Annotated in this window: 8 protein-coding genes; all 8 read left to right on the forward strand. The window is 45.8% G+C overall.

Annotated elements, in window-relative coordinates; genetic code table 11:
- Positions 1 to 15 precede the first annotated feature (15 nt).
- The 8 genes from AC58VC_RS17370 to AC58VC_RS17405 all read left to right on the forward strand — a co-directional run bounded on the left by AC58VC_RS17370 (position 16) and on the right by AC58VC_RS17405 (position 12,316).
- The gene (locus tag AC58VC_RS17370) at positions 16 to 2,100 is read left to right on the forward strand and encodes a hypothetical protein (RefSeq protein ID WP_497370015.1); all 2,085 of its coding nucleotides are present in this window, start codon (positions 16 to 18) and stop codon (positions 2,098 to 2,100) included.
- Between the two features lie 189 nt (positions 2,101 to 2,289).
- Entirely contained in the window at positions 2,290 to 5,301 is a 3,012-nt protein-coding gene (locus AC58VC_RS17375) for a glycoside hydrolase family 2 TIM barrel-domain containing protein (RefSeq protein WP_497370016.1), read from the forward strand.
- Positions 5,302 to 5,455: 154 nt separating this feature from the next.
- Complete coding sequence (locus AC58VC_RS17380; RefSeq protein WP_497370017.1) at positions 5,456 to 7,126, forward strand: sensor histidine kinase; 1,671 nt, start codon at positions 5,456 to 5,458, stop codon at positions 7,124 to 7,126.
- Positions 7,108 to 8,298: a response regulator transcription factor gene (locus AC58VC_RS17385; protein ID WP_497370018.1), complete on the forward strand. Its 1,191-nt coding sequence runs from the start codon at positions 7,108 to 7,110 to the stop codon at positions 8,296 to 8,298. The genes AC58VC_RS17380 and AC58VC_RS17385 overlap by 19 nt, the downstream gene beginning before the upstream one ends.
- Before the next feature lie 154 nt (positions 8,299 to 8,452).
- Positions 8,453 to 9,790, forward strand: a complete 1,338-nt coding sequence (locus AC58VC_RS17390; protein ID WP_497370019.1) for an ABC transporter substrate-binding protein — start codon at positions 8,453 to 8,455, stop codon at positions 9,788 to 9,790.
- A gap of 100 nt (positions 9,791 to 9,890) precedes the next feature.
- Positions 9,891 to 10,772, forward strand: a complete 882-nt coding sequence (locus AC58VC_RS17395; protein WP_497370020.1) for a carbohydrate ABC transporter permease — start codon at positions 9,891 to 9,893, stop codon at positions 10,770 to 10,772.
- Positions 10,773 to 10,791: 19 nt separating this feature from the next.
- Positions 10,792 to 11,664 carry a carbohydrate ABC transporter permease gene (locus AC58VC_RS17400; RefSeq protein WP_497370022.1) on the forward strand — a complete coding sequence of 291 codons (873 nt, stop codon included), beginning with the start codon at positions 10,792 to 10,794 and terminating at the stop codon, positions 11,662 to 11,664.
- A 25-nt stretch (positions 11,665 to 11,689) separates the two neighbouring features.
- Complete coding sequence (locus tag AC58VC_RS17405) at positions 11,690 to 12,316, forward strand: bifunctional 4-hydroxy-2-oxoglutarate aldolase/2-dehydro-3-deoxy-phosphogluconate aldolase (protein WP_497370023.1); 627 nt, start codon at positions 11,690 to 11,692, stop codon at positions 12,314 to 12,316.
- Positions 12,317 to 12,323 lie beyond the last annotated feature (7 nt).

Below are 12,323 nucleotides of genomic sequence, written 5' to 3' on the forward strand. Positions count from 1 at the left end.
AGCGGAGGGGCGTCTATGAAACTCGTTTACGATCACAAGGATGAGATGGTTCTGTTCGGTATAGATCAAATTAAGAAAAGTTTGGAAGCAAAGGGTCAGTTTTTCGTTGAGCAGTATAACAGCCGGGGCTTGGTTCTGGCACCTGAGCGGGGGATTGTTGTTCAGAAACAACCTGCACAGAAAGGGGGATCCCCCGATGAAGAGCAAACCTTTTGTCTGTCCCGCCAAGGGGAACTGATCCGCATCGAAGGAGCTGACTCTCGTGGGCTCATGTACGGATGTCTAGAGTACGCTGAACGATTGGCACGCGGAGCAGAAATGGCGGATGGGGAAGAGATATACCGTAAGCCAGCACTGCGTTTACGCGGGATTAAATTTAATTTGCCATACGCGCCATTTGATTCAGGGGATCCATTTATCTTGAATGAGGGAACGTGCATGGATATTGGCTTTTGGAAAGCTTATATCGATATGCTCGCGTTAAACCGGTACAACTGTTTAAGCCTATGGTCAGAGCATCCATACGACCTGATGGTTGTCTCGCCGAAATTCAGAGCTGCCAATCCGTATAGCGATTCCGAAATCAATCAAAACATCCGCTTCTTCCGGGAGATGTTCCGTTATGCCGCTAGCAGAGGGATCGATATCTATCTATTTACATGGAACATCCGTCTAACCCCAGAAGTGGCACGAGGTCTAGGACTCCCTGAAGCTGTAGGAGATTTCGGCAATATGTACGATAACCTGATTCACCGAGTGGGGTATCCGCTGAATCGTTATCGCGGTGAATCAGAACTCATCAGAGATTACATTCGTGAAATGGTACTTCAGCTGCTGCTCACTTACCCTGAGCTGAAAGGGTTAGGTACTTCGGCTAGCGAATGGATGGATGGTACCGGTTACGAGCGGGAGAAATGGATTGTTCAGACGTATGTGGAAGCGATCAAGCAGTCGGGAAGAGAAATCCCATTTATTCACCGTACCAATATGCAGAATGCGGGCAAGGAAATTAAAGAGATGGTGCAGAGCCAATTCGACTCCAGCCAGTTCTATATCAGCTGGAAATATTCGAATGCGCATTGCTATTCCCACCCGGAACCCCAGTTTGAACGTCTCTGGGGTGCATGGGAGGGCATCGACCTGGAGAAGACCAATATTCTGTACACGGTTCGTAACGATGACGTGTTCACTCATCGGTGGGGAGATCCCGAGTACGTCCGCGCTTATATCAAGGGAATGATCAAGCCACATGTAAAAGGTTTCTACTGGGGAGCAGACGGCTACTTGTGGGGCAATGATTTTCAACATGTTGAGCATGGACACAAGACATGGAAGTACGATTTTGAACGCCATATATTTCAGTTCCAGCTCTGGGGCCGGCTGTCGTATGATCCTGAGACCAGTGATGACGTCTGGGTGCATTTATTGAAATCCCATTATGGTCCCGTTTATGCTCCACTCTTCTTGGAGGGACTACGAAGTGCTTCTTCTGTCATACCGGCTGTCAATCGCTTGTTCTGGATCGATTATGACTTTCAGTGGCATGCCGAAAGCTGCTTATCCGAGGTCAGCGGTTTCAAGACAATCCTTGATTTTGTGAACGCTGTACCCATGCCTGGAGTCGGTGTTATGTCAATATCCGAATATGCACGAACAGAACATGAAGACAGCGCAGAGAAATTGTCCGAAGCTTACCGTGAAACACCTGCTGATATTGTGAAGCTGCTGCAAGATGCTGCAGACCAAACAGAACGTGTCGCTTTCAAGCTGTCAAAGGAGCTTGGTGAACTATGTTGCAGTCATGCAGCATGCACACTCCACGACCTTTTTGCCTATGTAGAGATGTCCAGATACTATGCATGTAAATTCAAAGCCTCCCTTGAGCTTAATCGATTTAAACTTAACGAAGATACACAGCATAAGGCAGAAGCGGTTACCCTCTTGGAGCAGGCGTCTGTCCATTGGGAAAGACTGGGACATTACTGGAGCTTGCATAACAAACCTTATTTCATGGCTCGAGTCAAACGAACCTTCGGATATCCTTTTTACTTGGAAGATGTGAGAGCGGATATCGAATTGGCGCGTCGATTCGACATATAAGAAGAACAAAATAACGAATAAATAAAACAAAAAAACGATAATGGGCATTTAAATCAGACATTCATGCGTATTTCGAAAAAGAATGCACCATTTTCAAACATATGTCTGTGCGAAAATAAGCGCAATCCTACTAAGATTAGAGAGTAGGTTGTAATCGTTTACTAAACACAGATGAGGAGTTATCCGAAAGTGATAAATATTGAGAAATATTGGGAAAACTTAGATGTTCTGCATATCAATAGAATAGCTCCGCGAGCTTATTATATCCCTTATGCGGATGAGGCAAGCGCATTCAATCAGAAGAGAGGAAAATCCCCGTATTATCAGACATTGAACGGACTTTGGAAGTTTCAGTATGTGCGCAGCGTGAAAGAGGTGCAGGATGGTTTCTATGCTGCCGCTGCCGATGTGAACGGCTGGGATGATATGATCGTGCCATCCTGTTGGCAGGTGAACGGATACGACCAGAATCATTACACGAATGTCAACTATCCATTCCCATGCGATCCGCCTTTTGTGCCTAATGAGAATCCGGCAGGATTGTATGTCAGGGACTTTCAAATTTCCGAGCAATGGGCGGACAAAGAGAAATATATGGTTTTCGAAGGTGTCAACTCCTGTATGTATCTTTGGGTGAATGGCGCGTTCGTCGGTTACAGTCAAGGCAGCCGAGTCCCTGCAGAGTTCGATATCTCACCTTATCTGAAGGCTGGCAAGAATCGGATGGCGGTCATGGTGTTGAAATGGTGTGATGGCACGTATCTGGAGGATCAGGATCTGTGGAGATTTTCCGGAATTTTCAGGGATGTCTACCTGCTTGCGCGCAGTAAGAACCATATCCGGGACGTGTTCAACCGCCAGGAGTTATCGGGAGATATGCGCCAAGCCACCATGCGTTGTGAGATTACAACAACGGGCGCTTTACCAACGAGGGTTGTGTTAAAAGATGCCGCAGACCAGCTCATCCAAGAGGGAAGCTCAGTCATCGATCAACGCGGAACCATCGAACTTCAAATAAACGAGCCCAAGCTGTGGAATGCAGAGCAGCCTTATTTGTACCAGCTATATGTTTACGCTGGCGACGAAGTGCTGCTGTTTCAAGTCGGGTTTAGAAAAATTGAGATTATAGATGGTATATTCTTAATCAACGGCATGCCGGTCAAATTAAAAGGGGTCAATCGTCATGACTCGCATCCGGAGCTGGGGCAAACGATTCCGATGAATCATATGATCAAGGATTTAATCTTAATGAAGAACCACAATATCAACACGGTTCGAACATCCCATTACCCGAACGATCCTCGGTTTCTAAATCTGTGTAACGAATATGGATTCTATGTCATCGATGAGGCCGATTTGGAATGTCATGGCGTATTCCACGCAGGTGACTATCATATGTTGACTAAGAATCCGGCTTGGCAGCGAGCTTTCGTTGATCGGGCGGAGCGAATGGTGGAAAGGGACAAGAACCACCCTTCCATCGTGATGTGGTCAATGGGCAACGAGTCCGGTTATGATGTGAATCATATTGCCATGGCCGCATGGACGAAAGCCAGAGACCGTTCCAGACCGGTCCATTATGAGGGTATCGATCCTCGGCACAAGGGCAGCGCCGACACGGAAGTGATCGATGTGGAAGGACGCATGTATTCTTCCCCTGCCTATATTGATGCTTACGCCAGTGACGAGAACAGCACCAAACCGATGTTTTTATGCGAATACAGTCACGCGATGGGGAATGGGCCAGGTGATCTGAAAGATTACTGGGATGTCATCTATAAGCATCCCAAACTCATGGGCGGCTGTGTCTGGGAATGGTCGGATCACGGCATCAAGACGCGTACCCCGGGTGGCACGCCGTTCTTTGCTTATGGCGGCGATTTCGGCGATCAACCCAATGATGGCAACTTCTGTATCGATGGGCTCGTGGATCCCGACCGCAAACCGCATACAGGCCTTTTGGAACTCAAAAAAGTGATTGCGCCAATTCGGGTAGAGGCTGCGGACCTGCGAAATGGCGTCATCAAGGTGACGAATCTGTATGACTTTCAGGATCTTGCCCATGTCGTCATGACTTGGAAAGTGGAGAAGGATGGACGAACCACTGAACAGGGCGAGATGAACGAGGTCAATGCCGCTCCTCATCAGACGCAAACCGTAACAATACCTTATAAGCTGCCGGAGCCATCAGTAAGCCGATATTTCCTTACAGTAAGCTTCAAACTGCGCCGTGATACGGAGTGGGCTGCAGCAGGTCACGAGATTACGTTCGAACAGTTTGAGCTGCCGGTTGTTGTGAAGGAGCTGCCACAGATCGAGACGAGTGCCACAATTGAGCTGAAGCAGCAAGATCACAGCCTAATCGTAGAAGGATTTGATTTCTGCCATGTTTTTGATCTGCATGACGGTACATTCACGCGGATAACCAAACATGGCGTGAATATGATTGAGGCTCCTCCGAAGTTCAATATTTGGCGAGCGCCAACGGATAACGACCGCAAAATCAAACGTTTGTGGTTTGAAGACAATTACGATCGTGCGGTTATGCATGTGTACAAGGCGGAGATCAGCAAGCAGTCGCAGACGGATGTGGAGATTACGGTTGATTTCTCACTGGGCGGTTATATTAAGATTCCTCTTCTTCACGGTACTGCAATCTGGAGAATCGACGGTACAGGAGCAATTGCTCTGCGTGTAAACGTGAACGTCAGAGAGGGACTTACGTTCCTTCCCCGTTTTGGCTTGCAGCTCACGATGCCTGGCGGAACGGAAGAAGTCGAATATTTTGGACTAGGGCCGCATGAAAGTTACATCGATAAACGCCACAGCGTAAGAAAAGGGAAATATCTGATGCGTGTGGATGATATGTTCGAGAATTATATTATGCCGCAAGAGAATGGAGCCAGATACGGCACCGAATGGGCGATTGTGTCCAATGAGCAGGGGATGGGCTTGCGTTTTACAAGCAATAGCGAATTCAGCTTTAACGCGTCACACTATAGCCCAGAAGACTTAACGCTAGCCGCCCATGATGTTGAGCTGGTGAAACGGAAGGAAACGATCGTTCATCTCGATTACAAGATGAGCGGTGTCGGATCGAATTCGTGCGGTCCGGAGCTTCTGGAGCCATATCGATTGGATGAGAGAGACTTCCAGTTCGAGCTGCACATTATGCCGATTTTTAAAGAAGACGAATTATAATCCCAATAAATACGTATGGAAGTGTCCCTGAAGTTGCTGACTTTGGGGGCACTTGTTTGTCTAATCCCCATGGTTAATACCAAACACGGATTTATGTGTTAAAATAGAGGAACACGATGATTATTCTTACTCCACGTTGAAGAAGGCTGATAGGATGAAATCCAAATATTTTCCGTTGATTAAGAGTGTAAACACCAAACTGCTTGTTTTTTTCTTGACGGTAGCGATCCTGCCTTTACTTACGCTCTGTTATTTTTCAACCAATAAGTCGTCCGAGATTGTGAATAAGCAGTTGGGCAATTATGGACTTTACGCGGTAGATCAGCTCAAGCTTCATCTGGATGCCAGTTTAAAGCAAATGGATAATATTTCTGGGAATATATTAACTTACCTGATCTCCTCGTCGATCGTTATTAATGATGATGAACCGGCAACGTATAGTGAATATACGGAAGAAAAGGGATTCAAGCGGTATATGTCCTCTTTTGAGAATACCAATATATTAAGTGTGAATGTCGTAACACCGAGCGGGAAATTCATTGGTAACGATGGAATCGTGACGGAACGGCTGCTGAACTCTGACTTTTGGCAACAAGCCATACAGCAACCGGGTAAGCGCATTCTTATTCATCATCCAGACTATTATTCTTCTGCGCCTGTTGGCGATGTCATTAGTTTAATTCTACCTATTAAGGATCATTATGGATTGCCTGCGCAAAGTAATATACTAATTGATATGAAAGCGGATTCAATCATGAGTTTGCTAAAGGCATTTGAAGACGACACGAAAAGCCATTTGCAAGTTCGTAATTTGGATGGGGGTATCGTGTTGCAAACATCAGCTTCCTATGTCTCGCATGCGAACGACATCGTATGGTCGAAGCAGTTGGAATCGGAGAATTGGGTGGTGGAAGCCAGTATTCCATATCCTTTATTCTTCGAATCTTCCCGTATTATCTTGAAATATTCGTTATTTATTGCCGTAATGAGTCTGGTTCTTGGCCTCGTGATGGCCGGATTCTTCTCCTTCCAGATTACGAAGCCGATCAAGAAGATGGCCCAATCAATGCGTAGATTCGGACAGGGAGAGCTTTCGATTCAGACACCGATCTATGCCTCAGACGAATTAGGTTATCTAGGCGAGACATTCAATCGGATGACGGGCCAGATTAGGGATTTAATCGATGAGATGAGCATGACGGAGAAACTCAAAAGTGAAGCCGAATTAAAAGCGCTTCACTACCAGATTAATCCGCATTTATTATTCAATACCTTAAACAGTATCCAGTGGAAGGCTCGGCTTGCAGGTCAGACAGACATTCTCAAGATGCTGGAGCATCTGGTGGCGGTGCTGGAAGGCAGCTTTAACGTGAAGCAAGTGTTGGTGCCCCTGCATACGGAACTTGAGATCATTCATCATTATTTACAGATGCAGCGATATCGCTATGGGGATGTCTTTACGTATGCCTTGCAGATCGAACCGGGACTTGAACAGCGCCTGGTTCCGCGTATGGTGCTGCAGCCATTGTTTGAGAACATATTTTTCCACGGATTTATAGATGGTCAAGGTCATATCACTTTTACGATTAGTTCCAAGGAAAATCACATTCATGCAGAGATTGCCGATGACGGCATTGGCATTCGACCGGAACATATGGCATTCATTTCTACAGGTCAAGTCATTCCAGGGAAAACGGGTGGACTTGGGATGAGAAATGTGGATGAACGGTTTAAACATCATTTTGGCGAACCCTATGGATTAGTTGTCCATTCGGAAAGAAATAAAGGAACAAAGGTGAAGTTAAAATGGCCGAAAACACTATAAACGAACCTTACATTAAAGTGCTTATTGTCGATGACGAACAATTGGTCCGCAAAGGACTGCGCCTAACAACGGATTGGGCCAAGCATCAGATGATCGTCGTTGACGACGCGCCCAATGGGAGTATAGGTTGGGACAAGTTTCTGGAACACCAGCCGCATGTAGTTATTACAGACATTGTGATGCCAGAGATGAGCGGTATTGAACTCGCCCAGAAGGTGAAAGCGGAAGCGCCAGATACCAAGATTTTATTCCTGAGCTGCCATAAAGATTTTGATTATGCCAAACAAGGGATACAGATTGGCATTACGGATTATATCGTTAAGACTAGTCTCGATGAAGAGAAGTTGGATGAAAGTTTGGATCATCTGCACCAAGAAATTGCCAAGCAGTTGTCTAAACCAACAAGAGTAGCCCCCGATGAGTCCCCTGTCGAGCTTAGTGAATTGGATGAATGGCTGATTGATAAGAGTCAGACAGCCAGAAGTCAGTTTATGCAGCGATTGGAGAAGGAATGGAAATGGATGACTTCGAGTGGTTACATGATCCATATATTTCAAGACGGGAATTCACCTGTGAATCGGTCTGATGTATTAAGCGAATTATCCTTTACCCTCACAGAACAAGAGGATATGCTGCTGCTGCAAAGCGAGGATGATAGTTATTATTTGTTCTGCTGCAGTCAAGGTCTTCAGGCTTGCAGCGAGGAGCTGCTGCGAAGCAAAATCAACAACCACGCCATTGGTTGGAGGCAGGCAGGACCGATCACGAGCCCCGACCAGTGGATGGCATCCGTACATCGGTTGCATCGCCTGAGGCGTATTGAACAGGAGTTCGAACTGGTGAATGACGCGCATAAGGAGGATATTCTGAGTGCGATTGACTACATCGACCAGCACCTGTATCTGGATCTCCGAGCGGCGGATATTGCCAGCAAAATTGGCGTAAGCCGCAGTTATTTTAGCACGATTTTTAAAGAAGCGACGGGTTCGAGCCTCATTTCTTTTATTTCCGACCGGAAAATGGAAAGGGCCAAAGCATTACTGCGGAGCACCTCGTTCCGGGCAGATGAAATTGCGGAGAAAGTGGGCATTAATGACGCCAAATATTTCTCCAAATGGTTTAAAAAAAGCGCTTCCTTGACGCCAGGACAGTACCGGCTTCAAACAAAATGACGAGAAAACCAGACAAAAATGCACCTGTCCCTGAAGGGGGGCGGGCATTTTTGTGTTTTCGATAAAGATTGCACTTTTTCCAAACATTCGTCGGTATGAAACCCTTTTCATTTACATTAACATAAGGCTATAAACATACAGGGAGGCATTCTTCATGAAAAGAAAAAGTTGGTCACTCTTATTGGCAACTTGCTTGTCCGTCAGCTTAATAGGGACAGCTTGTTCCAATTCTTCATCCACAGCAAATACAGCGGGCGGTGCTGCAAGTCCAGCAAGCTCAGACAAAAAAGTTAAGCTGGTGGTATGGATTTGGGAGTCGGCTAAAGTTGGTTTGGACGCAAACATAGAAGCTTTCAAAAAGGAAAATCCGAATATTGAAGTGGAATATCAAATCATGAAATCCACTGATTTATATCAGAAGTATCTGATTTCTTCCAACACGCAAGATGCAGTGCCAGATATCGTGGGCCTGGAATCTACGAATATGGCGCAAATGGTACAGATTGATTCGTTGTTGGATATTACCAAACGTGTCGAACCGTATAAAGATAAAATGAACGCCTACAAATGGGAAGATGCGACCAAAGATAACAAAGTATACGCGATGCCTTGGGATAGCGGCCCTGTTGTGATGTTCTACCGCAATGATATTTTCGCCAAAGCGGGCTTACCGACGGATCCGAAGGAAGTCGCTCAGAAAATCCAAACATGGGATGATTACTACCAAGTAGCTAAGCAAATTAAGGAGAAAACCGGTGTTCTTATGTTCGGCGACTCCAAGACGAATTCCAGCAACCGTGTGTTTGAATCGATGATGTGGCAGCGTGGTGTCTGGTATTTTGATAAAGAAGGTAATGTATCGGTGGAAAAACCGGAAGTCAAAGAAATTACCGATTATCTGGTCAAAATGCAGAAGGAAGGTCTCGTCTACGATGCGCGCGCGAATACCGATCCTTGGGGGAACGCGATCAAAGAAGGCAAGGTTGCAACTGTCGTTGGCGGTTCCTGGCACGATGCGATTATTGAAGGCCAATATGCGCCTGATGATAAAGGTAAATGGTCAGTAACAACAATGCCGAAATGGTCCAAAGATGATAAGTATACAGGCGCGAATCAAGGCGGATCGAACTTAGCAATCAATAAAAATTCCAAGCATCCGGAAGAATCTTGGAAATTCATTGAATTCATGTTAGGTAAAGAAACGTCGCAAATTAATATGATGAAAAAAGCAGGTCTATTCCCATCTTTAACGACCACTTACAGTGATGCAGCGTTTAATGAACCATCAGCTTATTTTAACAACGAACCTATCCGTCAGGTGTATGCGGAGTCCTTAAAACAAACCTATCCGCTTGCTTATTCTTCGGATTTCCCAATGGCTAATAAACGGATGACGGATGTATGGGCGCAAATTTTCTTGAATAATGTGTCAACGGATCAAGCTCTGAAAGCAATGGCAGACGAGCTTCGTCAGAAAACAAAAAGGAAGTAAAACACTTTCGGCATCCTGCCCGATAAACGTATGCATACCTGCAGCCGTTTATCGGAGCGATGCCTCCTTTTTTCTTTTTACCCTTTAAGGAGGTACAACCATGAGAAGTCCAGGCTGGAAACTGCAGCTTCGTTTAGCCCCCTATTTGTACATTTCGCCGTACTTTCTGCTGTTCTTAGTTTTTTCACTGTATCCGATTATTTATTCGTTCTATCTTAGCTTTACGGATTGGAATGGCTCCAAGGAAAAGAGTTTTATCGGCTTTGATAACTATGCCGTTCTATTAAAAGATCATACCTTCTGGCTTTCCCTATGGAACAGTGTTGTTATTTTCCTGCTCTATGTGCCAATCATGCTGTTTTTAGCTTTGATTTTTGCTAGTTTGCTCAATGCCAATTGGATGGTAGGCAAGGGCTTTTTCAGGATGGCTCTGTTTGTTCCCAATTTCGTGTCCGTTGTTGCTGTGTCCTTTGTATTCGTGCTGTTGTTCAATACACAGGATGGGCTGATCAATACGCTCTTGTCGAATTTGCACTGGACGGATAAACCGATCCCTTGGCTGGAATCGCCTTGGTGGGCCCGAATATCTGTCGCGATGATGGTGCTGTATCGTTGGCTCGGTTACAATATGCTACTGGTGTTAACTGGCTTGCAAAGTATTCCCAAGGACTTGTATGAGGCTGCTTATGTAGATGGTGCGACCAAAATAAAAAGCTTTTTCCTGATTACGGTGCCGCTTGTTAAGCAAATTTTACTTTTTTGCACGGTATTATCAACGATTGGGACCTTTTCCCTGTTTACAGAACCGTTCATTCTGACCAAAGGCGGTCCGCTTAATTCGACATTAACGCCTGTTCTGATGCTGTTTAACGAAAGCTTCCAAAACTTTAATTTTGGCTACGCCTCTTCGATTGCGGTATGCTTCTTTATTCTGATGATGATCATTTCTTTGATCCAGATGCGTTTGTTTGATGAAAAATAAGACATAAGGAGGGATCACTTTGCAAAGTACGGTCAGCCTTAACCGATCGGTTAGGCCCAAATCAAGTGCGGGGAAGTCACGATGGACAGCCATCATCATGTTCATTCTGATGATCTTGGTCTCGATTATCATGATTTTTCCGCTGCTGTGGCTGTTCGGTTCATCCGTTAAGTCGATTAGCGAAATCTTCACCAATCCACCGACCTGGCTTCCGCATGTATGGCAATGGGGGAATTTCACCGAGCTTTTTGTCAATAGAGGCTTTGGTACAGTAGCCTGGAACAGCCTGCTGCTGTCCAGTGTTTTCACGGTAGCAACCCTATTCCTATGCGGTTTGGGGGGATTCGCTTTTGCGAAATATCAATTCAGAGGCAAACAAGTGTTATTTGTTTTTGTGCTTGCTTCGCTGATGATTCCCCATGAGGCCACGATGGTACCGCTATTTGTTATTTATAAAAATTTTCACTTAATCGATAATCGCTGGGGAGTTATCCTTCCTGATTTGGCCAATGCGTTCGGCATCTTCTTTATGCGTCAATACTGCAGGTCTATTCCTGATGAGATGATGGAAGCAGCGCGCATTGACGGATGCTCCGAATTTACCTTGTTCCGTAAAGTAGTACTGCCTAATTTGCGATCCGCTTTTGCGGCGCTGGGCATCATTCTATTTGTAAAACAATGGAATAACTTTATGTGGCCCGTTGTCATTCTGAGATCCAAAGAAAATATGACGCTTGCAGTTGCTCTGAAGGCATTGGAGGACAGCAACAATACGCCTTATCACTTGATTATGGCTGGCTCGGTGATTAGTGTGCTGCCTCTTTTAATCATTGTGCTTATTTTTCAAAAGCAATTAATTTCCGGCTTGACCGAAGGGGCTGTCAAAGGATAACAGCAACTGGAAGGAGCAAAATCGCATGTCTATCTTGTCACAAATTCTCGAACACAAAATGATCAGCATTGTACGGGGAACGGAACTGAAGCATATGCTGCCCGTAGCACAGGCGCTGCATGCTGGAGGAATCCGGCTGATTGAAGTCACAATGAACACGCCAAATGCTCTGGAAGCCATCCGTTTACTGCGTGCCGAATTCGGCGACGACATGGCGATTGGGGCGGGGACTGTACTCGATCCGGAGTCGGCACGAGCAGCGCTGCTTGCTGGAGCCTCGTTCCTCCTCTCGCCATCCCTTAACGTGGAAACGATACGGTTGACCAAACGTTATGGTGCGGTCAGTATTCCCGGCGCTTATACCCCTACGGAAATCCTGACGGCTTATGAACACGGCGCCGATATCGTGAAAATTTTCCCGGCTGATGCCATTTCTCCGTCATTTATTAAGAGTCTGAGAGGACCCCTGCCGCAAATTCCGTTAATGCCAACGGGCGGCATTGATCTGAGCAATATTCGCGCTTTTGTGGATGCTGGCGCTGCTGCTTTGGGAATTGGCGGTTCGCTTGTCCCATCCAAGTGGGTTATCAATAACGATTCTTTAGAACAATTAACACAAAAAGCAGCTCAATTCGTCAGAGCGACCCAATAGAGAGGAG

This window comes from Paenibacillus sp. J22R67, from assembly GCF_059692175.1.

Excerpts from the sequence above, each read along its gene's own strand:
- AC58VC_RS17395 (WP_497370020.1), top strand. The coding sequence starts at position 9,891 with ATGAGAAGTCCAGGCTGGAAACTGCAGCTTCGTTTAGCCCCCTATTTG.
- AC58VC_RS17405 (WP_497370023.1), top strand. The coding sequence starts at position 11,690 with ATGTCTATCTTGTCACAAATTCTCGAACACAAAATGATCAGCATTGTA.
- AC58VC_RS17380 (WP_497370017.1), top strand. The coding sequence starts at position 5,456 with ATGAAATCCAAATATTTTCCGTTGATTAAGAGTGTAAACACCAAACTG.
- AC58VC_RS17390 (WP_497370019.1), top strand. The coding sequence starts at position 8,453 with ATGAAAAGAAAAAGTTGGTCACTCTTATTGGCAACTTGCTTGTCCGTC.
- AC58VC_RS17385 (WP_497370018.1), top strand. The coding sequence starts at position 7,108 with ATGGCCGAAAACACTATAAACGAACCTTACATTAAAGTGCTTATTGTC.
- AC58VC_RS17370 (WP_497370015.1), top strand. The coding sequence starts at position 16 with ATGAAACTCGTTTACGATCACAAGGATGAGATGGTTCTGTTCGGTATA.